This is a genomic window from Marseilla massiliensis, from assembly GCF_016899955.1.
Taxonomy (GTDB): Bacteria; Bacteroidota; Bacteroidia; order Bacteroidales; family Bacteroidaceae; genus Prevotella; species Prevotella intestinigallinarum.
On the sequence record NZ_JACJJL010000011.1, the window covers coordinates 96,690 to 116,740 of the forward strand.

General features: G+C 52.5%; 22 protein-coding genes and 1 tRNA gene. 3 read left to right on the plus strand and 20 right to left on the minus strand.

The annotated features are described in order from the left end of the window. Window positions 1–12: 12 nt before the first annotated feature. The 10 genes from H6B30_RS08130 to H6B30_RS08175 all read right to left on the minus strand — a co-directional run bounded on the left by H6B30_RS08130 (window position 13) and on the right by H6B30_RS08175 (window position 8,652). Window positions 13–88, minus strand: a tRNA-His gene (locus tag H6B30_RS08130). Window positions 89–172: 84 nt separating this feature from the next. Beyond that, window positions 173–565: a preprotein translocase subunit SecG gene (gene secG, locus H6B30_RS08135; protein WP_205109435.1), complete on the minus strand. Its 393-nt coding sequence runs from the start codon at window positions 563–565 to the stop codon at window positions 173–175. Window positions 566–572: 7 nt separating this feature from the next. Continuing rightward, window positions 573–1,334 (minus strand): DUF8458 domain-containing protein, encoded by a 762-nt coding sequence (locus H6B30_RS08140; protein ID WP_205109437.1) that lies wholly within the window; start codon window positions 1,332–1,334, stop codon window positions 573–575. Window positions 1,335–1,338: 4 nt separating this feature from the next. Then, a complete protein-coding gene (locus H6B30_RS08145; protein ID WP_239483762.1) occupies window positions 1,339–1,815 on the minus strand; it encodes an LptE family protein in 477 nt (158 codons plus the stop codon). Between the two features lie 142 nt (window positions 1,816–1,957). Then, window positions 1,958–3,190: a sigma-54 interaction domain-containing protein gene (locus tag H6B30_RS08150; protein ID WP_205109441.1), complete on the minus strand. Its 1,233-nt coding sequence runs from the start codon at window positions 3,188–3,190 to the stop codon at window positions 1,958–1,960. 738 nt (window positions 3,191–3,928) lie between these two features. Then, window positions 3,929–4,942 (minus strand): lysylphosphatidylglycerol synthase transmembrane domain-containing protein, encoded by a 1,014-nt coding sequence (locus H6B30_RS08155; RefSeq protein ID WP_205109443.1) that lies wholly within the window; start codon window positions 4,940–4,942, stop codon window positions 3,929–3,931. Further along, window positions 4,939–6,114: a 4-hydroxythreonine-4-phosphate dehydrogenase PdxA gene (gene pdxA / locus H6B30_RS08160; RefSeq protein WP_205109445.1), complete on the minus strand. Its 1,176-nt coding sequence runs from the start codon at window positions 6,112–6,114 to the stop codon at window positions 4,939–4,941. Before pdxA ends, H6B30_RS08155 begins: the two co-directional genes overlap by 4 nt. Before the next feature lie 10 nt (window positions 6,115–6,124). Next, window positions 6,125–7,096 (minus strand): DUF4837 family protein, encoded by a 972-nt coding sequence (locus H6B30_RS08165; protein ID WP_205109447.1) that lies wholly within the window; start codon window positions 7,094–7,096, stop codon window positions 6,125–6,127. Between the two features lie 14 nt (window positions 7,097–7,110). Next, the gene (gene rlmN, locus H6B30_RS08170) at window positions 7,111–8,148 is read right to left on the minus strand and encodes a dual-specificity RNA methyltransferase RlmN (RefSeq protein WP_205109449.1); all 1,038 of its coding nucleotides are present in this window, start codon (window positions 8,146–8,148) and stop codon (window positions 7,111–7,113) included. Between the two features lie 168 nt (window positions 8,149–8,316). After that, entirely contained in the window at window positions 8,317–8,652 is a 336-nt protein-coding gene (locus tag H6B30_RS08175) for a WG repeat-containing protein (protein WP_205109451.1), read from the minus strand. Between the two features lie 477 nt (window positions 8,653–9,129). Between H6B30_RS08175 and H6B30_RS08180 the strand changes: the two genes are divergently transcribed. Then, entirely contained in the window at window positions 9,130–9,411 is a 282-nt protein-coding gene (locus H6B30_RS08180) for an Imm17 family immunity protein (RefSeq protein ID WP_205109453.1), read from the plus strand. Window positions 9,412–9,440: 29 nt separating this feature from the next. Here the strand turns inward: H6B30_RS08180 and H6B30_RS08185 are convergent, their stop codons facing one another. From H6B30_RS08185 to H6B30_RS08230, 10 genes are all read right to left on the minus strand, one after another. Then, complete coding sequence (locus H6B30_RS08185) at window positions 9,441–10,034, minus strand: DUF4948 family protein (RefSeq protein WP_205109455.1); 594 nt, start codon at window positions 10,032–10,034, stop codon at window positions 9,441–9,443. Between the two features lie 111 nt (window positions 10,035–10,145). After that, window positions 10,146–10,889 (minus strand): toxin-antitoxin system YwqK family antitoxin, encoded by a 744-nt coding sequence (locus tag H6B30_RS08190; protein WP_205109457.1) that lies wholly within the window; start codon window positions 10,887–10,889, stop codon window positions 10,146–10,148. A 33-nt stretch (window positions 10,890–10,922) separates the two neighbouring features. After that, window positions 10,923–11,489, minus strand: a complete 567-nt coding sequence (locus H6B30_RS08195; RefSeq protein ID WP_500684405.1) for a DUF4948 family protein — start codon at window positions 11,487–11,489, stop codon at window positions 10,923–10,925. A gap of 53 nt (window positions 11,490–11,542) precedes the next feature. Then, window positions 11,543–12,433 carry a hypothetical protein gene (locus H6B30_RS08200; RefSeq protein WP_205109461.1) on the minus strand — a complete coding sequence of 297 codons (891 nt, stop codon included), beginning with the start codon at window positions 12,431–12,433 and terminating at the stop codon, window positions 11,543–11,545. Between the two features lie 215 nt (window positions 12,434–12,648). After that, window positions 12,649–13,200 (minus strand): DUF4240 domain-containing protein, encoded by a 552-nt coding sequence (locus H6B30_RS08205; RefSeq protein WP_205109463.1) that lies wholly within the window; start codon window positions 13,198–13,200, stop codon window positions 12,649–12,651. Between the two features lie 73 nt (window positions 13,201–13,273). Further along, window positions 13,274–14,032 carry a DUF4261 domain-containing protein gene (locus H6B30_RS08210; RefSeq protein WP_205109464.1) on the minus strand — a complete coding sequence of 253 codons (759 nt, stop codon included), beginning with the start codon at window positions 14,030–14,032 and terminating at the stop codon, window positions 13,274–13,276. 760 nt (window positions 14,033–14,792) lie between these two features. Then, window positions 14,793–15,488, minus strand: a complete 696-nt coding sequence (locus H6B30_RS08215; RefSeq protein WP_205109466.1) for a GNA1162 family protein — start codon at window positions 15,486–15,488, stop codon at window positions 14,793–14,795. Next, window positions 15,485–15,832: a DUF4810 domain-containing protein gene (locus H6B30_RS08220; protein WP_239483758.1), complete on the minus strand. Its 348-nt coding sequence runs from the start codon at window positions 15,830–15,832 to the stop codon at window positions 15,485–15,487. Before H6B30_RS08220 ends, H6B30_RS08215 begins: the two co-directional genes overlap by 4 nt. After that, complete coding sequence (locus H6B30_RS08225; RefSeq protein ID WP_205109468.1) at window positions 15,829–16,164, minus strand: hypothetical protein; 336 nt, start codon at window positions 16,162–16,164, stop codon at window positions 15,829–15,831. Before H6B30_RS08225 ends, H6B30_RS08220 begins: the two co-directional genes overlap by 4 nt. Then, entirely contained in the window at window positions 16,161–17,087 is a 927-nt protein-coding gene (locus tag H6B30_RS08230; protein ID WP_205109470.1) for a CsgG/HfaB family protein, read from the minus strand. The genes H6B30_RS08225 and H6B30_RS08230 overlap by 4 nt, the downstream gene beginning before the upstream one ends. A 968-nt stretch (window positions 17,088–18,055) precedes the next feature. Here H6B30_RS08230 and H6B30_RS08235 point away from each other — a divergent pair. Continuing rightward, window positions 18,056–18,901, plus strand: coding sequence for a DUF3737 family protein (locus tag H6B30_RS08235; protein ID WP_205109472.1), 846 nt, complete (start codon window positions 18,056–18,058; stop codon window positions 18,899–18,901). A gap of 61 nt (window positions 18,902–18,962) precedes the next feature. Next, complete coding sequence (locus H6B30_RS08240; RefSeq protein WP_205109474.1) at window positions 18,963–19,883, plus strand: EamA family transporter; 921 nt, start codon at window positions 18,963–18,965, stop codon at window positions 19,881–19,883. Window positions 19,884–20,051: the final 168 nt, after the last annotated feature.

The window sequence follows — 20,051 nt, forward strand, 5'->3', positions numbered from 1 at the left end:
TGTTTTGTGGGAGGGTGGAGGGTGGGGCTCGAACCCACGACATTCAGAACCACAATCTGACGCTCTAACCAACTGAACTACATCCACCGTGTTGTTTGCTTGAAAGCGAGTGCAAAGGTACGTGATTTATTTTAAATGACCAAATAAATCACGTACTTTTTTTGCATTTTTCTTATTTTGCGGGTTGTGCAGGAGCTTTAGGGGCTGCTGCGGGTGCATTTTGCTGTGCTCCGTTTGTTGCCGGTGCAGCTTCTTTGGTTTGGCTTGCCCCGAATCCCGGCAGGTTGTTGGGATTGGTTGTCGGATTCTCCACTCCTTCCATTACAGATGTGTCTGTCAGGGCTTTGGGTGCTACGTAAGCGCAGGCGATGCTTATGACCACCATTGCAACAGCGAGGCCCCAAGTAGTCTTCTCGATGAAGTCTGTTGTCTTGCGTACTCCTCCGATCTGGTTGTAAGAGGCGAAGTTCGACGAAAGTCCTCCACCTTTAGATTCTTGTATCAGCACGATGCCAATCATAAGCAGTGCTGCCACGCAGATAAGAATTACTAAAACTGTGTACATTTTTAATTTATTTTTTATTGTTGTTTATTATCAATTTGTTCAAGAAGCGTATTTGGTCTGCAAAGTAAGCATTTTTTTTTGGATAATTCAAGCTTAAGCGCTGAATAATTTCCAATGCTTTTGAATATCGGCCTTGTTTTATGTAAATACGGGCTAAAGTTTCGGTGAAGTAGCCCTCGTCATTGTCTTTTACGCTATCGTTGTCGTTGTTGTCTATTTCCGGCACGAATTGTGGTGTTTCTTTCAGGACAATCTTCCCGCCATCGTTGTTTATGAAGCTGTCAATCAGGTTTTGGCCTTTCAGTTTCAATGGTTCCGGGTCGCTTTCGCTGCCGTCGCCGTCTTCGCTTTCCAAGAGGTAGGCCACATAATCGACGGCGGCGTCGGCCGGTGTAGGCCTTCGTTTCTTTTTCTCTTTCTTTTCCTCTTCTTCCTCTTTCGGTATCGACTCAAGGAAATTGTCGATGAGCGAAATCGTCCTGTTGTCTTTGCCTGTGGCCGTCTCTTTCGACTGTTCGGTGTTTTGCTGTACTTTGATTTTATAATGTGCGGCTTCCACCAACTGGAATATCACTGTGCGGTCGGTGATGTATATTGCGGCCCGGCGCAACTCTTCATCGAACGAAGGGTCGTGCAGCAGGTACAGGTTTTGCAGCATCAGCAGCCTTGCTGTCTGGAAATATGGATACAGGGCCAGCATGGATCTTAACTCGTACAGGGTGTCCCTGTCGAGTCGTTCCGGATGGTTGATCAGCTCTGTCAGTTCCATTTGCTTACCAATTGGCTACTGTTGCGTTGAAAATCTGGTCTGTAATCTCTTCCACCATTTGTGTCACCAACTCTTCTTGCACGGAGTTGAGCGTCTGGGTGTTGTCGTAAGTGGCGGTTGCGGTAAACTGCCTCTCGAAGTCTTCCGAGTGGTTGGCGTTGTTTGTAAAGCGCACGTTGACCGTCATCGACAATTCTGTTTGTGCTGAGAATCCCTCGCTCGACACTGCCTTGTTGCGTTGGTCATACCTGGTTATCTCGCCTTCTATCTTCATGTCGCCATCTCTCCTTACCTGTATCAGTTTGGTATGGTTGGCATAAAGATCCTTTAGCTGGTTGTTGAATATGCTGGCCATCGGGCCCCACACGTAGCTGGCCCGTATGGGGAAGTCGGCTATCTGTATCGTTTTCGTTTTCGTGTAATCGATGCTTGCACCGTTGAACTTATATGATATGGAGCATGCCAACAGCATGGTTGCCATGGCGCACGTAATCGCCGCTTCTGTGCAGCGGCGCAACCATGGTTTGCCGGTGTTTGCTTTTGTGTATTCCCGTATGGTCTTTTTCATTTGCTTTGTGTGGTTGGAGACGTCTGTTGGTTGCCGTGGCTGTTGTTGCCGTCGGTTATTCAAGTCCGTATTGCTTTATCCTGCGGTATAGTGTGCGGTCTGATATTCCCAGTTCCGATGCAGCTTTCTTCCTGTTGCCGCCGTTGCGTTCCAGGGCTTTTTCGAGCATTTGCCTGCCAATGTCGTTCAGGTTCAGGTTTTCGGGTTCGACATATTCTTCGGCTATCGCGTCTTCGGCCATGGTCTTTGGCTGTTGCTGTATCACTATCGGCCTTTGCTGCAGGGCCGTGCGGTTGTCTATCGGCAGCTTGCTGTCGTCGTTTTGCATTATGTGGCTCCCCTTCATCTCGTCGAGCTGCTTCTTGAGTATGCTCATGTCTTGCCGCAGGTTGTTGACGTTGCCTTGCAATTCGAAAAGTATCTTGTATAGGATTTCCCTTTCCGTCTCGAAGCTATGCTCGTTGTTGCTCGGTATCTTTGCCAGTTGTGTGCTTTCCTGGTCCTGGGGTATGAAGTTGGCCAGTATGTCGGCGGTGACAACCCGCTCCGGGCAAAGGATGGATATTTGCTCGGTTATGTTTTTCAGCTGCCTCACGTTTCCCGGCCACTTGTATTTCATCAGCATCCGTTTGGCGTCGTCTGTCAGGGTGACTTTCTCCATCCTGTACTTCTCGGCGGTTTGCATGGCAAACAGCCTGAACAGCAACACAATGTCCTCGCCCCTGTCGCGAAGCGGCGGCATTTGTATGGGTATAGAGTTAAGGCGGTAGTACAAGTCTTCGCGGAATCGCCCTTCGCTTATTGCCTTGCGTATGTTGACATTCGTGGCTGCCACAATCCTTACGTCGGTCTTTTTCACCTCGGTAGCCCCCACGGGTATGTATTCGCCCGTCTCCAGCACCCTCAGCAGCCTTGCCTGCGTGGCCAGGGGCAGCTCGCCAACCTCGTCGAGAAACAGTGTACCCTTGTTGGCCACCCCGAAGTAGCCGGGACTGTCGTTGATGGCACCTGTGAACGACCCTTTGACGTGGCCGAACAATTCGCTGTCGATGGTGCCTTCGGGTATTGAGCCACAGTTGATTGCGAAGTATTTTTCGCGGCGGCGTGGTGAATTGTCGTGTATCACGCGTGGTATTATCTCCTTTCCGACGCCGCTCTCTCCGATGATGAGCACACTAAGGTCTGTCGGCGCCACCTGCAGGGCGACATCGAGCACATGGTTCAACGCGGGGCAGTTGCCCACAATGTTGTATCTTTGCTTTATGTTTTGGAGCTCCGAAACTTTCATCTATTGTGCGTTTACAGCCTCAGACTGTGGTTGCCGGGGCGCTGTTTTCCCCCGTATGCCGCGTATGGCTAATTTTCTGCAAAGGTACATATTTTCTTCGATATAATGCCAGTATGGCACTCTTTTTTAATGAATATACGCATTTTGCGCTTGTGCGCAAACGGGTCGGTGCGGTGCCGGCAACGGTATGTGGGCATGTTGGAAGCGGGTTAAGGCGCCAGGGGCGCATAGGCGGCGGTCTGCCTGCCGGTTTTGGAGTGTGAAAATACGCAGTAGGCCACTGCTTGCAAATATGCAACTTGACGACGGTCTGCCATGCCATTGATTTGTGCGCATTTCATGCCGCCCACCCGGATGGCCTGTTCCGCGCAGCGATACGGGCTGTTTCTTTAGACAAAACGGCCCTTTTGGCAATGCGGAAAGGTTTGTTTTGCAACTTGTTGAATGCCAGTCTGTTTGCTCGATTAGCCTTTGCGGCTGCCTTTAACGGCCAAGTGTTTATTTTGGCATTGGCTTGCAAGGCTTGTCCAAGTCGTGTCGGCAGGTGGCCGCCACCCATTTTGCTTTGTTCCACATTTCATGGAAAACGGGGCCTTGGGGCTGATTGCGCGTTTTCGGTTGTCGTTTGTTGTGCAAAGGCGGTGGCGGTTGCCTCCGTTTGCCACTGCGGCTGGGCCCGTTTGTCTCAGGCCCAGCCGCAGGTGTTGGTTGTTGTCCGTTATGGTGCTCTAAATGTGGTCAACTGCGCTTTTTGTCGAATTTGATTAGCAGAAGCCCAATGGCAGTCCATATCAGTTCGCGTATTCTCACGATGAGCGCTATCAGTATTCCTGCGTTTGCAGTGAGGGCAAGCCCCTTGGCCGACATAAGGAAGCCTCCCTCGCGGCCGCCCAGCTGTAGCGGCATGAAGAATAGCATGTTGGCAAACAGCGATGTGAATGCCAGTATGAGCACACATTGAAGGAAGTTGGCATGGGGCATTATTACCAGGAGCACGAAGTATATTTCGAGTGCCGAGGTCACCCTGCAGGCCAGTTCGAGCAACACTGCCGAGACGAAAGCCCTTGGGTTCTGGTTGTGAAGGGCCGCAATCTGGCTGTCGATGGTGGCCAGCTGCTCGCTGTGGCGCTCGATGAACCCACCCACCCGGCGTTTTAGTCCTGGGAAGTGGCTCAGTATGTTCATGCATCTCACAGCGATGCCTTTCTTATATCCCTTGATGAAAAACCAGATGGCCACTCCGCAAAGGGCGGCCACTATGGCCAGCATGATGCCCATGGCTATGTTCATGGGTTGCGTGGCCACGTAAAGCAGGCATGACAGCAGCCAGAACCACAGGTGCGAGAATATGTGCGTCATGGCGTAGAGAATCACCGACGCCGACGCACGCTCTGTCCCAATGCGTGGCGCGAGTGCCATTATACGGTAAGGCTCGCCTCCCATCAGTCCGCACGGTGTGGTGTAGTTGAGCGCAAATCCCGACACGGTTATTTTATACAGCCACCAGAAGCCCACCTCCTTGGGGCGCCTTAATGGTTCCCCGCGGTTGCTGCATCCAGTGCTTGCAATGATAATGTACCATGCCGAGGTGTTGAACATGTATAAGAATAGCCATAGGGCAACGACGGCCCCAAACCAATAGCCGGCTCGCCTGAGCCCGTCGAGCACTTGTGCGAAGTCGAGTTGCGTCACCATCACCACAAGCACAGCGATGCCGAAGATGAAGAACGCGTTCTGGTATTTCTTTTTCATTCTGCCTCAGGCTGTTCGTCTTCTTGTCTTTGCGGTTTGCTTTCGTGCTTGGGTTGCCTTTCTTCGTGCTTGGCCGGTTCTTTCTGCTTGGGTATGGCAAACCTTGTCTTCTCGCTTTCGTCACGTTTCTCGTGATACAGCTTGGGCAGCGGGTTGGCCATTGGTTCGTCGTAGCTTTTCCTGTTTCGGTATATGTCGATGGCGGTATATATGGCCTGTCGGAACGAGTTGGTGTCAGCAACGCCTTTGCCTGCAATGTCGTAGGCCGTGCCATGGTCGGGAGAGGTGCGCACGATGGGCAGTCCGGCGGTGTAGTTTACGCCTTCCTCCACGGCGAGCGCCTTGAACGGGGCCAGGCCCTGGTCGTGGTACATGGCCATTATGCCGTCAAACCGGCTGTAGGCGCCGCTGCCGAAGAATCCGTCGGCGGGGTAAGGGCCGAAGGCCTGTATTCCGCTTTCCTCAAGTTCTTGTATTGCCGGTATTATTGTTTCCTGTTCCTCGGTGCCAATCAGTCCGCCGTCGCCTGCGTGCGGGTTGAGTGCCAGCACCGCAATCCTCGGGTTTGATATCCTGAAGTCGCGTTTCAGGCTGTTGAAGAATATGCGCGTCTTTTCTACGATAGCCTCTTTTGTTATGGATTCGGCCACCTCCTTAATGGGTAGGTGAGTGGTGACCAGGGCCACCCTCATGCCGCCGTTCATCAGTATCATCAGTGCCTTGTTGCCTTCGCCCACACAGTCTTCGATATACTCCGTGTGCCCGCAAAACTTGAACAGTTTGCTTTGTATGTTCTTTTTGTTTATCGGGGCTGTCACAAGCACGTCGTACAGGTCGGCACGATAGTCGGTCATGGCGCGGTCGAGGGCCTTGAGCGCAGCTTCGCCGGCCTCTTTCGATGGCTTTCCCACCTCGATTTTCACTTCTTCTTCGAATGTGGTCAGCAAGTTGAGCCGTCCGTCACGTGCATCCTCGGCGCGGTTTATTATGCTGAAGTTGGTTTGCAGGTTGAGCATCTTGCGGTAGTATGCAGCCACTTTCGGTGAGCCGTATATGATAGGGGTGCATATCTCGAACATCGCCGGGTCTTCAAATGTTTTCAGTATCACCTCGTATCCGATGCCGTTTGTGTCGCCGTGGGTTATTGCCACGCGTATAAGTTTATTGTCCATAGATGTATTTTTATTTTAGTTTCTTAGGCTGCAGCGTGTGAAGTGCGGCCTCTATTTGTCTTATCAGATTTCGTTTTGTTTTCTCGGGTGCATACACAAACCCTTCTGCCACTATTGTGCGGCCTCTCGAGCTGTCGGCTGTGGCTATGCATACGAACGGGCCTCCCATGGCGTCGCCGGCCATTTCCCATAGGCCCCTTAGCTCTGTAGCCCGCCGTCCGTTGCTGTTTGTTTCCTTGCCGTAGACCGGGGCCCGTCGCGACGTGCGCATGTACATGCCGTCTTCCTCGCCCGGTATGTTGGCTCTCATCACGCTGTCGCGCTTGGCTACCAGTGTCGGCGTGCTTCGGTCGTAGCCCGGATAGGAGTAGACGCATATGCTTTGCATGCCGCTGGCGGCATTGTCTGACAGCCACACAAAGCCTTTGCCGCGTTTGATGGATTGCATGTCGGCAGGTATCAGCATGCTGCACGCTGTCTGTTCGGCCACGGCCTTTGTGCCTTTTGTGTTGTTGCGTTTCTTCAGCTCATCAGTTTCGGCTTTTATTTCAAACCGGTTTATCAGCCTTGACAACGGCTCGGTGATGTGCTTGGCGCCGTTTGCCGCCGTCAGTGCCGTTGGCATGTCTACATAGACCAGCAGTTGCGGCTTCGAGTAAACGTCTTTCTCGTATCTTATGGCTGGCTTTTGGCTTTTGCCCGTGCGTGCAATCACGATGCACCGTGCATATCGTGTGGCCTGTGTCAGCACAGTGTCGGAGGTAAGCGTCACGTCGAGCGACTTTTCCTGTTGTGGCAGCCCGGGGGCGGGTCTTTCCAGCTCGTCGGCCAGATTGCCGCCCGTTTCCATGTCGTCGGCCAGCAACAACACAGAGTAGGGCTCCCCACCGCTCTGTGGCTTCAGTGAAATTTCGTTGTCGCATGCCGCCATTGCCACCCCCATGCAAATTATTGCGGCTGCCTGCACTGCGCGTCTTGCCATGGCAGCAATGCCCGTCATTCGGTCTCTGCGGTTTTGTGTGCCGTCGACAGCAGGCCGCAGGCGGCAAATATGTCTTCGCCCCGGCTTGCCCTAATCGTAGTGAACACGCCGTGGCCTGTCAGGTAGTCGCGCAGTTCCTCCATCTTTGTGTCGTCGGCCCCGTGCAGGTCGACACCGGGTATTTGGTGAAACCTGATCAGGTTTACGCGGCATTCGAGCCCTCGGAGCAGTTTCACCAGCTCGCGTGCGTGCAGCGGCGAGTCGTTGACACCGCCGAACACGATGTATTCAAACGACACCCTTCGCTGTCCGCTGAAGTCATATTGTTTCAACAATTCCACAACATCCCTAATGCCCATCTGCCCCTCGGCAGGCATCAGTTGGCGGCGTTGTGCCGGGATGGGGGAGTGCAGGCTTATTGCAACATGGCATTGGCTCTCGTCGAGAAACCGGCGCAGCTTGTTCTTTATGCCCACGCTGCTCACGGTTATCCGCCTCGGGCTCCAGGCCCAGCCATAGTCTGAGGTCAGCACCTCTGTCGCGCGCAGCACGTTGTCGAGGTTGTCCATAGGCTCGCCTTGTCCCATGAACACTATGTTGGTGAGCCTGTCGTGCTCGGGCAGCGAGTAAATCTGGTTCAATATGTCTGCGGCGGTTAGGTTGCCTTCAAAGCCCTGCTTGCCTGTTTGGCAGAAGAGGCAGTTCATCTTGCACCCCACCTGCGACGATACGCACAGCGTGGCCCGTTCGCCGTCGGGTATGAACACCGTCTCGACATACTTCCCGGCAACCGTCGGGAACAGATACTTCACCGTACCGTCCTTTGATTCCAGCCTTTCTGCCGGCTCCATGGCTCCCACGGTGTACGCCTCTTCAATCCGTGCACGGTTTGCTTTGGATATGTTGGCCATGTCTGCGATGGCCGTTACGTGCTTGTCGTAGAGCCATCCCGCCATTTGTTTGCCCACAAATGACGGCAGCCCGAGTGTGCGGGCTGTGGCTGTCAGTTCGTCGAGCGTCATGCCCATCAGTATCTTTTTGCCGCTTTCCATGCTTGCATTCTGTGTAATTAGAATGCAAAGTTACTGTAAATCGGGCGAATATCAAAATAATTAGGCTATTTTAAGGGCAGTCGTTGCTTATAGGCGGGTAGGCAGGCTGTCATCGGCGAGGTTGTTGCTGTTTGCGGGCCTCGGGGTGTTTGGAATGCTATTACAGTGTCATTCAACCTTGTTTCCGTTTTTGTCGATATAGTACCACTCGTCGCTCTCCCAATAATGATACTCACCGCGTGAACCCGTGGCTTCCTTGCTTTTGCCCTTGTCGGTCACTTTCGCCTTGCCGTTTTTGAAAGGGAAGCCAAAGGCAAAGCGGGGCTTTATTACCGGCTTGCCCTTCTCGTCGGCGTAACCTATTCGTCCCCGGTTGTCCACTATGCGGTACATGCCGTCTTGTATGTAGTCGTCGCCATTGTCAAACCGGTATGGGCGGTAATGGACTGTGACACAACAACAGCACAACAAAGCGGTGGCAAGCATTGTAATGACTCTATTCATGATGAAAAATGTTGCATGTTTAATGGCTGCGAAAAGCCCGTTGACTTGAATATTCACCCATGTCCCGATGATTTACAGTGTCCTTTAGTGGCAAGCCGGGCTGAGTAGTGTCTGTGCAATCTGTCTTTTCCCGGTCGCCGTGACGCATGATGATTGTCTTGCAAAAATACTTTATTTGCTTCATATAACGTTTCTTCTGTGCATTTTTATTTGAAAATAAGTAGGTGTTCAAAATTAATTGCCATCAAATTGTGCGCTATTTCGGAGATGCATGCCAAAGTCCGAAGATAGAGCGTAGCGGGCTACGCGACCGATGAGACTTTGGTATGCGGCCCGAAAGAGCGCACAAGATGGTGGCAAAGATATAGAGGACACCTGCAAGGTCTATTGTATCGGTTAATTTTGAACAGCTACTTACAATACTCTGTTGGTAGTAAAGCATTATATTTTCATACCGAATGCATTTACAACAAGTCTATGACAGTTACCGATATATACGAAGGGATAAACAACAGCGTTGGGTATTATTTCGAGTGGGCACAGGCTCACCCGAGGCACGGGCTTCTGGTTGCGGCAGCATTGCTTGCATTTTGGCTCGTCGGGTTGTTGCGTCGATGGGAGTGGGCGTGCCGTTGGCAGTACTATTACAAGCTGTGGATGTTCGACGCTTGCAGGCCGGAGACGAAGCGGAAGATACAGATTGCGCTGGTGTCTTTGTTGCTCATACTCATATTGGTATGGTATTTCATGTGGGTTTGATGCCCCATGGGATGTCTGGCTAATGCCTGTCAGTATCTTGACATGTCTAATTTGATATACCAATTGCCTTTTATGGGTTTGTATATAGTGGTGTCGCTGTTTGCCTTGCCATACATCTTGTTCAGGTCTGTGTGCTCGGCTTTGTCTATGTCCTTGCGGTTTCTCAATCCGGCATCGTAGACAATGCTTTTTGATACAGTTGCCCTCATTGTGCCATGGCAGTAATACTGCATTGTGAGACTAAGGTTTTCGGCACCTGCCGTATATGGCCCATCGCGGTCGACGAGTATGAAACCGCAACCTGTCTCGGCCAACAATGAGTCGAGCATCGTCCTGTCGGGTGCTGACAGTCCGTAAACGGGCGTGTCGGTTTCTTCGTCCGGGCCGTCAGGTGTATTGCTTTGGCGTGCTGCCGAGTCTGCCAGGGCTGTTTCATATTGGTAGAGCGGAGGGTAGTGGAAGCTGCCCACCGAGTTGTCGGCAACGATGTCGTAAATCCTGTTGAATGCCGCTTCGTGTTTTTCAAAGCTGTCCAGTATTTCATCGTCGGCTGGTGGCAAGGCCGTTTTGCAGCCTGTTGCAGACATGATGGCCACGATTGGCACTATGATTGGCTTTTTCATATTCCTTGTTTTTTGTCGTTCCCTTTTGTCGCTTACTGCCTGTGCCACACTCGCCGGTAGCCTTTTTCTGTAAAACTACTGTCTCGTGAATGTGTGCTATGCCTTTTTCTGTCATTCGTTTCCTTTGCCATGCCATTTTGTTTCCACGGCACCGGTCTCACAGTTGCATTCGTTCCATTGCCCGGTTTTTTCGCCGTTGGCGTATTGTCCGGTCACGAGATAGACGAGAGTGCCGTCGTTGCGCATCAGTTCATTGCGGTAAATGCCGTGCAGCACGCCGTTCTTGTAGTGTCTCAGTATATTCGAACGCATTCCGTGACCGTCGTCGGTCGTCTTCCATTCCATTCCGTCTTTCTTTCCGTTGGCATAGTTCGCCTCATACACAGGCTTGCCGTCGGTTTTGTCGAAATGCCGCTCCTTGCCGTTTTCCACGCTCATTTTGTAATTCTTTTCAGTGTCCAATGCACCGTTGCTGAAATATGTCCTTATCGTTCCGTCAATCTTGCCGTTGCTCATCGGGGTCTCTTTCATCACCGTCTTGCCCCCTGCATGGTATTCCGTGAACAGTCCGTCGCGCTTCCCCAAGGCATAGTTACCCGCCTCGCGCAACTCGCCGTTGCGGTAGCGGCGGTATTCTCCGTCCATCATTCCGTTTTTAAACTTCACCGTTTCCAGGTCGAGTCCGCGCTTTATTCGGTATTCGCCTTTGAGCGGTTTGCCAGATTCCCTGTTGTAATACACCGTGCGTTGGTGTTCGTCGACCACGGTAAGCAGCTCTTTCCACTCTGTTATTTTCTGTGCCGTTGCCGCTATCACAGCCCCGACGAGGGCCAATGCCATTGCAATTCGTTTCATAGGCAGTATTATTATTTATTGTCGTGAGTCGCATTACGGGAAGTATTGTATGCGTATATACCAGTTCTTGTCGATTGGCTTATATATGTCAACCAGTTTGTATGAGTCGGAGTCGTGTCTTGCGAAAAACACTTCGTTGATGTCTTTGCCCTCTATGAGTTCCGAATGTGGCGGTGTCTTGCTGTAAATGATGTTCTTATACAGCCCGAATGATGTGAATGCCTTGCAGTAGTATGTGAACTCTACGCATGTGTCTTCGGCCACCCCGGCATCGGGCTTACCCTTTTCCGGGGCGTGGAAGCCTATCCACAGGCATCGTGTTTCCTCGACAAGCGAATCAAGGCGTGGGCTGTAGGCTTTGAGAAAAGCGTAGAGCAACGAGTCGTCAGCTGCCAGCAGGCTGTCTGGCCCGTACCCATTGCTAGTGTAATACATGTCGCAATTGCTTTGCCACACGGTTTCTGCTGTTTGCTCGAAGCTGCTTCTTTTGGCGTTGAATATGCTTATAAGTTGACTGTCTGTCGGCATTTCCGACCAGTCGGCACATCCATACAGAAGCATAGATAGTATGATTGCCAGTGTGATACGTGTAATGTGCATCTCGAAAATTATTGTCGTTTATGTTGCTCCGGGTATATCATGGTGTAACAGCCTCATGGCTTGATGTCTGTCAGGTGCATCACACCATAGTGTTGCTCGGGGCATTCCAAGTAGAAATATCTTGTCACTTGAGTGCTGTCAGGCTGTTTTTGGAATCTCATTGCTATTTTGTGCATGTTGTTTATGGTGCCGACCGACTCAAATGTTGTTGTCTCCAGCCATTTCCAACTTGGCCTCCCGTTTCCCCACAGCATGTTTCCTAACATATTGCCGTCGGCCAGTCGGGCCTGCAAGGCTGGCGAGCAATAGGCTTGCAGTATTTCATCGACTGATTGGCGTGACTGTTCCGGCAGCGACAGCTCATGCATGCACAGTGCCAGGAACTCAGAGATAAAGCTTGCCTCTGTCGACAAATCCCCATCCATAACATAGTCGTGCGGGTATTGGCATACTAGATATGACGGGGTGAAAGCCAATATTCGCGTTGTGCAGTTGTCTGTACCAGATTCGCAACAAGAAGCGTATGCGTAACAAGTAGTGGGAGAGAAGTATAGCGGGCCGACCGTCAACTCTGTCTGTCCGACCGAGTGTTCTGCCATAAAGCTTTGGGGTGACACAACGAAATCTTTGATAACAGGCCTGCCGTCTTTGCTTATTGTGATTCGGCTGGCATATATGGCATACCGTTGTGCTCCGATTCCGCATGTGTCGAGGTGTTCATGACCGTGGTAAAACTGCTCGATGCTCATATGCCACGCCCCGAAAGTGGTGTCGACATGTTGCGGTTGGTTTTCAAAAGCCCCGATGTCTGCAGGCACCAACCTGCTTACGGTGTCGTTATGCAGTATGTTGCGTTCCGCTGCAAGGCCTTGCCGGTTGTCCGAAAGGCTGTAGTTGTCGTTAAGCATACAAGCTGCTATAAAAACCAGAGGAACTATTTTCATTGCCGTCGTCGTCTTTTGTTGCTTTCTCCCTGTTGTCGGGCCGTTGCGCGCAGGCTTAGCCTTGGGGGCTTCATTCCCAAGGTGGTTTTACCAGTCTGTTGCTTTATCCGGCTCGCCATGGCCGTTTGCCTTGCCATGGCTTTGGGTATCGTGTATGGCGGCATGCCGGTGGCCAACCGTTGTGTCCTATGCCGGCAGGCAATATGCAGCCATGTTCAGAACACATCGTTGCCCCACCATTTGTCAAATGTGCGCGGGCATATCTTGCGTATAGACTCTTCGTCGTCCTCATCCCACTCAAAATCAATCTCATACGTGCGTAGCGGCATGGAATAGCGTTCTGCTGCAAAAATGAAATAGTCTTCGTCGCCGGTCCGCTCCTCGAGAACCTCAATGACGGCATAGTCAAGTTCCTCTTGTTCCGGATAGTCGTTGTCTTCCGGGTCTTCGAGTTTGGCGAACACGTCGCACAGCGAGTCGGCATCCTCCAATGCCTTGTAGAACACTTCGCGCCCCCGGGCAATGAGCCAGAACCGGAAATAGTCGAATGAGTCATCGCTGCATCCGCCGAGCACAACGTATGCCACAGCACACAGGTCTTGCCTGTACGACATGTTGCAAAAGTGCGTCCACCAATACATATAGCCAAACAGCTCGTCTTCAGACAGCGGGGCCAGGCATTCCTTGAGGCGCCGGCCGTGGTTGGAATCTTCAATAATCGACCAAAATCTGCCTTCGGTCATCAGCTTGGATGGGTCTTTTTTCATTTTGTTGATTTTAGGGTTGCTTTATTGTTCATGTTGCCTTTGGCCGCATTTTGCGGCCTAAGGCACCCCGGCTCTACCGTGGATATTCAATCTTGATGCTCTTGCCGTCCAATGCAATGGCGTCGCTTATGGTTATGGCCAGCTTCTGTTCTGCCGAAAATCCCAAGGTCTCGCCATCGTTGAGGGTCACGTTGCCATCCAATACATAGGCCGTTATGTTAAGGAGAAAGTCGCGCATGTCGTTCAGGTCGGCATTGTCGGCATACACCTCCATCTCTTCCTTGCCGAACTTTCTCATGCCGTAAGTGTATATGCCCGAGTGTTCGGCTGTGCGGTAAACGCCAAACCACACCCAGTCTAATATCGGCAGGGCGTCGTCATACTTCTTCATCAGCGACGCCACATCGCTGTAAAAGCCCGGATGGAACACAGCCCCGTCGGTATATACGGCGGTGGCGCCATCCTGCCTGAGGCATGAAGCCACGATCTTGGTGAACAGCTTGCCGCGCTCTATCAGTCCGGCCTCCTTGCCAATCACCGAGACCATGATTTGGGCCTTGTGGTTTTTGGCCGCGTCGACGGCTTCCGGCCACATGTAGTTTGCGGCTGCGTAATGCTCGGCCTCGCCGTTCGGAACCGGGCCCGGCATAAGGGCGGCTGCCACCGTAATGTCGCCGAGTGTGCAAACCATAGCGTTGTCGCTGTCGTTGTCTGCCAGTTCGATGCCCCAGTCTGCCTTGCAGTCGTTAATGAGTTTTGCTTTGTCCCACTGGCATTCAGACAGTAGCACGAATGCCACAAATACTCCTGTATGGTTGTTTTCTTTTCCCATGCTAAATTGTTTTAATCTTGTTGGAGTTTCTTTTACAGCACAGTGTGAAGGACCTGTCATTGGCCAGTGATGCTATCCGGGCCATTTTCCTTCTGCTAACTTGCTGTGGCAAATGTAATAAATATTCCTCAAACATTCGAGTGCCGTTTAGTTTTAACGTCAAAACGGCCAATGTTTGGCCGTCAGTTTGGCTTTATGCCCTCTTGCGGCAATATGTGCTTGTGCTGTTGTGACCCGTTGTGTTTGTAGGCAGTGTTTTTCATGCAGTTGGGTTTTGTTGCGTCGGCTCTTGCAAAGTGGGCGTGGGACAAGTTGTCACAGCCCGTTCGCCTACCGTAAGCGCCCAATATGGCAGCTATGTTTGCCGGCAACGTTTGCCGAGTCTTTTCCGAAAGAGTCGGAATAGCGGTCCGCAGGCAAGTCTTTGAGCGCGTATTCGTAGCGCTTCCGGCCGACCTCAATCTTGTCGGTCGTGGCAGTGCTAATTCTGTTTATTAGTTTTCAGTAGTGTTGTTTGATTTTAGGGATATTAGAATAAAGATGAAATCTCTTGTCTTTCATGTTGGTTTCTGTTGAAGATTTTGGTGGGGGAATATGTTGCGTTTTGCCATGATGCAAAGTCATGGAATACCTGTTGAATTGCAAAACGTGCCGTTTCGGGCTGCAAAACGCACTGTAATGCACAATAAAACGTGCCGTTTCAGACGATGAAACGGTAAGCTTTGTTACTCTGTTGACTTGTCAATGACTACAGGGGCGGCTATTTCTTTATGGTGGCTTTTACCAGTTTGCTGCCTGCCACGTTGACGGAGTCCTTGCGGAACGACTCCGAATAGCGGCCGGCGGGCAGGTTAGAGAGCACGTGCTCGTTGCACTTGCGGCCCGCGTGTATCTTGTCTGTCGATGCTGTGGAGATGGCGTTGAGGAGCGTGTTGGCTATCAGGCCGGCCAGGCTGGTGCTGTTGCTGTCGTCGTCAGAGTCCACGCTGGTGTCGAGGGTTATGGCTCCCTCGCGCCCGTAGAGCGTGCGGCCCGTCTTGGTGGAGCGCAGGCGGTAGTCTATGTTTACCGTTATCTTGCCGCCAACGTTGTCGCGCCGCCAGTCCTTTATTATGGTGAAAAGGGCCGCGTCGGCGCCGAGCACATCGCGGAACTTGCCCAAGTCGCCGTCGACGAACAGCTCGGCGTCGTATGCACTCTCGTGCTGAAGCATCTCCATCGTCATTTCCGGCGGAAATACATAGTAGCCCTTTTCGCACAGCGGGTGGTAGAGCGAGGTATAGAAGTAGTCTTTTGCCTCGGCGTGGTTGGTGTTGTTGATGGGCGGCATGATGACTATCGACAGCGGTTGCTCCTCATACATGGCCGGGTATTGGTCGGCGAGGGTGGGCTGTGAGGTGGTGACGCAGGCTGTGAGTGTGGCGCATCCCACGATGGCGGCTATGGCTTTCTTCATTTTTCTATCTGTTTTATTATCCGTGAGATGTACCTTTCTGATTCCGGGTAGAGCTTGATTTCCTGCCGGAGGAAGCTGAGGCCTTCGTCCTTCTTGCCCGTCTTGTAGAGCAGGTATCCGTATTCGGCATACAGACCCGGCGGCACTGCGCCGCGCTTTCCGCCCTGATACTCGGTCATGCGGCGGTAGGTGTCGAGCAGTTTGGCCTGCAGCTCCTCAGTCTGCCGCTTGTTGTACTTGTAGATGGCATTGTCGTAGTTGTGCCACGAGTACAGACTCTCTGGCCCGGTGCAAGCGCATAACAGGAGCGCGGCGGCGAAAATCCACTTCAGGTTATTGCTCATGGCAGCGTGATTTGTTTCACCTCTTGCGTGGAAACCACAATCTTCTTCCGGTAGAGAGTCTTGTCGCCATGGCTCACGGTGACGGTGCGGGTGCCCGTTCCTATGACGTATTGTGTGCCGTGGCGTGCAGACTTCTTGCCCTTCACCACGCGTGCCGTGAACGGCTTGCCGCCGTCAATGGTCACTTGCACGTCTTTTCCGGCATACTCATTGGGGCTGACAAACAGCAGGTAGGCCCTGTCTTCCTTGCCGCTCTGCTGCTCCACGGGAAGGTTGACCTTGCAACCGGCCATCAGCACGGGCAGCGCAAGCATTATGATAGTCTTTCTCATTGTTCTTCCTCTATTATGTAGTTGCCCATGTTGGTGGCGTCAATCTTTTCGGCCGTGTCCACCGTCACCACCGAATACTCCGTCTCGGGGGTGTTGCCTCCCGTGGCTGTCACCGTAGCCTGGCCCACCTTCTTGCCCGGCAGGGGAATCATGATGCCGGTCTGTGGGTTCTTCACCTTCTTGCCCTTGGTCTTTATGGCAAATGTCATGCCCTCCGTAATGCCCTGACTCTTGCCACCGGCAATGAGCACTCCGTCCGTGTCGTAGGATATGAAGTAAGTCTTCCATGGACTGTCGGCACACTTGTTCACAATGTTCTCCACCAGTTGGCCTATGGCTTCAGATATGGCCTTGTCGCTCAGCGTTGCGTCATAGCCGGCCTGTCCGCCCACTCCGAGGGTGGTCTTTGTGGTCACTTCGGCCGAGCCTTTGGCCTCGTCGGCATATATTATAAGCCCTGTCGACACATCGACCAGCCTTACGGCCACGGCAGCATCCACGGTTTGGGTCTTCTGAGCGGAGAACACGCGGTTCTTGCCCGTCTCCTTCCGTCCGTATTCTGTCACCGAGCCGATGATCATGTAGTCGGCTCCTACGGTCTGTGCCGTGCCGTTGCCTTTCTGGCATTCGTCAAGAAGAGAAGCAAGGTCGTTTCTCTCCAGCATTATAAACTTGCCTGTGGCGGCAAGCTTGGCCGACAGGATGTCAAGCGCCTGCTTGCCCATCGGGTCGTTCTCCTTGTCGTAGAATATGCCTTTTGCATACTGGGTCTCGTTCGAGAACCTGCCGATGGCCACCTTGCGCTTCAGGGTCAAGCCATTGTTTTCCACTTGCTGTAGCGTCTCTATGACTTCAGTCTCGCGCTGGGCCGCAGCATTTGCGACCGGAAGCATTAGCAAAAATATGAATAAAAGCCTGTTCATATCGTTGTATTTTTTGTTTTTGTTGATTTCGTGTTTTGTTCGGTTACTATTCAAAACGTTTGATGTATGTATGCGGTTGTGCCGCAATGGCATATTCAGACGGTCAGTGAGAGAGCGTGCCCTCTATTTCCCCGTGGTGTCTGAACTGATTGCAAATATACAAAATAGTTTAGAGTAGACGGGTATTTTATACTATATTATATTTCTGTTTTTTCGGCTCTTGCTTTTCTTGAAGTAGTTTTGATTTCATTAAAGTTGTCTTTTAAGTAGGTGTTCAAAATTAATTGCCATCAAATTGTGCGCTCTTTCGGAGATGCATGCCAAAGTCCGAAGAGAGAGCGTAGCGGGCTACGCGACCGATGAGACTTTGGTATGCGGCCCGAAAGAGCACACAAGATGGTGGCAAAGATATAGAGGACACCTGCAAGGTCTATTGTATCGGTTAATATTGAACAGCTACTTATAACAGTTGCATTGAATGTCTTTGAGGCCATATTTGCATGTTTGTTTCATCACATAGCCCGCCATGCTCGTTGGCAAACAAACAAATCGGCCTCTAAAATATGCCTCTATCCGACGGTTGAAAAGCAAAACGGCCTCTTTAAGACTCCGGATGCCGGGCCGACACGGCCGTGATGTTTCTTTGCAATGCCTTGTCGGGTGTGCGGTTGTGTCGTCATTGGCGTGGCACGTGGTGGCCGAGAGGCCGTTTGTGAATGCGGTGTGAATATGTGGCGTCCAGATAATGATGCCTTTCAATCGCGGCTTTCACACAAAAACTAAATGGAACTTAAAGAATCACAAACAAGTAATTTATGCCAAAACATCCGTAAATGATATATCCGTTTACTCGGTTGAAAATATTAATTTTGCAGCGAAAATGAATTGCCGGCCGCCTTGCCGGGCGAGTGAAGCCACTGAAGACGGGCGGCAAACTGAAAATATAAACAGATAAAACGAATTATACAATGAAGACTATCAGCAACACTGAGTTTGGCGGAGAGCGCCCGCTGTTCGCATCACACGACCTGCACATCGACAATGTGACCATCCGTGAGGGTGAGTCGGCCATAAAAGAGTGTAGCAACATCATCGCGACCAACTGCCGTTTTGAGGGCAACTACCCCTTCTGGCATGTACATGGGTTTACCATCGACCGCTGTTACTTCGACGTCGGCGGGCGTTCGGCACTGTGGTATTCTGACCACCTGAAGATGACAAACACCAAGATAGACGCCCCGAAGATGTTTCGCGAGATGAACGACATTGACATCGAGAACGTGGAGATGACCGATGCCGACGAGGTGTTCTGGCGGTGCAAGCGCATCAATGCCAAGAACCTGAAGCTGCAGGGCGGGACCTATCCGTTCATGTTCAGCGAAGACATCACCATCGACGGGCTGGAGAGCGAGAGCAAGTATGTGTTCCAATACGTGAAGAACGTAGAGCTGCGCAATGCGCGCATAACTACCAAGGATGCTTTCTGGGAGGTTGAGAACGTCACCGTCTACGACTCGGAGCTCAACGGAGAGTACCTGGGGTGGCACTCGCGCAACCTTAGGCTGGTAAACTGCCATATCACGGGCGAGCAACCGCTCTGCTATGCCCACGACCTGGTGCTCGAGAACTGCACCTTTGGCCCTGACTGCGACCGCGCTTTCGAATACTCCACGCTTCAGGCCGACATACGCGGCTCGATAACCAACATAAAGAACCCCACGTCGGGGCGCATCGTGGCCGACGCCATAGGCTCTGTCACCATCGACGAGAACATCAAGGCTCCGGCCGACTGCGTGATAGAGACACGGCCGTAAGGCTGCCGCCTGTAGGCATACGCCGTGAGGTAGTTTTCTTCAACCACCCAAACCGAATCTAATGAGCATTGGCAACTGCACACGGGCAGCGTCGCGCACAGCCATCATCATAGCCTATTTCCTGGTCTATGTGGTGTGGGGCTCCACCTATTTCTTCATCGGTGTGGCCCTCGAGGGGCTGCCGCCGTTTCTTCTCGGGGCTTTCCGCTTCACGGCGGCAGGGCTCATCTTGCTTGCCGTCTGCCGCCTGCGCGGTGAGCGCGTGTGGCGCACGGGACTGGTGCGCCGCTCGGCCGTGAGCGGTTTGGTGCTGCTTTTTGTCGACATGGCCGTCATCATGCTCGCCCAGCGATATGTCAGCAGCAGTCTGGTGGCCATAGTCGCCTCGTCTACCGCGGTGTGGATAATGCTGCTCGACGTGCCGGCGTGGCGGCAAACATTCAACAATCCCGTGGCCGTGGCCGGCATACTGATGGGCTTTGGCGGCGTGGCACTGCTCTATGTCGAGCAGCTGGGCTCCGGCGGCAGTGCCGTCCACCATGAGCGTGGGGTGCTGCTGCTCGTGGCCGGGTGTGTCTCGTGGGCGCTGGGCACGCTCTACACAAAGTACCGCTCGTGCGGCACAGAGGCGGTGGGCGGCTTTGCCGGCTCGGCCTGGCAGATGCTTTCGGCCAGCGCTGCGTTCTGGGTTTGCGCGCTGCTTGGCGGCGATGCCGAGCAGACCGACCTGGGCGAGGTGCCGCGCCGCGCTTGGGCTGCATTGCTGTATCTTGTGACATGCGGGTCGATACTGGCCTATACGGCCTACGTATGGCTGCTGAAGGTGAGGCCGGCAACCGAGGTTGCAACCCACGCCTATGTCAACCCGGTGGTTGCCGTGGCCATTGGCGCGGGGGTGGGCGGCGAGCATGTCACCATGGTTCAGCTGTGCGGGCTGGCCGTGATACTGCTCAGCGTCATGCTGGTGAGCAGGCGGCGCTGACGGCTGCCTTCCCCGCGGCTGTGGCGCAGGCTTGCCGTTGGCTGTCGGTTCGGTAGTGGTTGATGTTTTTGCCAACACAAGACAAATGATGATAAGTAGCTGTTCAAAATTAACCGATACAATAGACCTTGCAGGTGTCCTCTATATCTTTGCCACCATCTTGTGTGC

Bases quoted from the DNA above. Each gene is read 5' to 3' on its own strand.
- H6B30_RS08185 (WP_205109455.1), bottom strand. From the start codon at position 10,034: ATGAAAAAGCCAATCATAGTGCCAATCGTGGCCATCATGTCTGCAACA.
- H6B30_RS08225 (WP_205109468.1), bottom strand. From the start codon at position 16,164: ATGAGAAAGACTATCATAATGCTTGCGCTGCCCGTGCTGATGGCCGGT.
- H6B30_RS08140 (WP_205109437.1), bottom strand. From the start codon at position 1,334: ATGGAACTGACAGAGCTGATCAACCATCCGGAACGACTCGACAGGGAC.
- H6B30_RS08220 (WP_239483758.1), bottom strand. From the start codon at position 15,832: ATGAGCAATAACCTGAAGTGGATTTTCGCCGCCGCGCTCCTGTTATGC.
- H6B30_RS08200 (WP_205109461.1), bottom strand. From the start codon at position 12,433: ATGAAAATAGTTCCTCTGGTTTTTATAGCAGCTTGTATGCTTAACGAC.
- pdxA (WP_205109445.1), bottom strand. From the start codon at position 6,114: ATGGACAATAAACTTATACGCGTGGCAATAACCCACGGCGACACAAAC.
- H6B30_RS08205 (WP_205109463.1), bottom strand. From the start codon at position 13,200: ATGAAAAAAGACCCATCCAAGCTGATGACCGAAGGCAGATTTTGGTCG.
- H6B30_RS08165 (WP_205109447.1), bottom strand. From the start codon at position 7,096: ATGGCAAGACGCGCAGTGCAGGCAGCCGCAATAATTTGCATGGGGGTG.
- secG (WP_205109435.1), bottom strand. From the start codon at position 565: ATGTACACAGTTTTAGTAATTCTTATCTGCGTGGCAGCACTGCTTATG.
- H6B30_RS08230 (WP_205109470.1), bottom strand. From the start codon at position 17,087: ATGAACAGGCTTTTATTCATATTTTTGCTAATGCTTCCGGTCGCAAAT.
- H6B30_RS08180 (WP_205109453.1), top strand. From the start codon at position 9,130: ATGACAGTTACCGATATATACGAAGGGATAAACAACAGCGTTGGGTAT.
- H6B30_RS08145 (WP_239483762.1), bottom strand. From the start codon at position 1,815: ATGGCAACCATGCTGTTGGCATGCTCCATATCATATAAGTTCAACGGT.
- H6B30_RS08150 (WP_205109441.1), bottom strand. From the start codon at position 3,190: ATGAAAGTTTCGGAGCTCCAAAACATAAAGCAAAGATACAACATTGTG.
- rlmN (WP_205109449.1), bottom strand. From the start codon at position 8,148: ATGGAAAGCGGCAAAAAGATACTGATGGGCATGACGCTCGACGAACTG.
- H6B30_RS08190 (WP_205109457.1), bottom strand. From the start codon at position 10,889: ATGAAACGAATTGCAATGGCATTGGCCCTCGTCGGGGCTGTGATAGCG.
- H6B30_RS08195 (WP_500684405.1), bottom strand. From the start codon at position 11,489: ATGCACATTACACGTATCACACTGGCAATCATACTATCTATGCTTCTG.
- H6B30_RS08240 (WP_205109474.1), top strand. From the start codon at position 18,963: ATGAGCATTGGCAACTGCACACGGGCAGCGTCGCGCACAGCCATCATC.
- H6B30_RS08155 (WP_205109443.1), bottom strand. From the start codon at position 4,942: ATGAAAAAGAAATACCAGAACGCGTTCTTCATCTTCGGCATCGCTGTG.
- H6B30_RS08210 (WP_205109464.1), bottom strand. From the start codon at position 14,032: ATGGGAAAAGAAAACAACCATACAGGAGTATTTGTGGCATTCGTGCTA.
- H6B30_RS08215 (WP_205109466.1), bottom strand. From the start codon at position 15,488: ATGAAGAAAGCCATAGCCGCCATCGTGGGATGCGCCACACTCACAGCC.
- H6B30_RS08175 (WP_205109451.1), bottom strand. From the start codon at position 8,652: ATGAATAGAGTCATTACAATGCTTGCCACCGCTTTGTTGTGCTGTTGT.
- H6B30_RS08235 (WP_205109472.1), top strand. From the start codon at position 18,056: ATGAAGACTATCAGCAACACTGAGTTTGGCGGAGAGCGCCCGCTGTTC.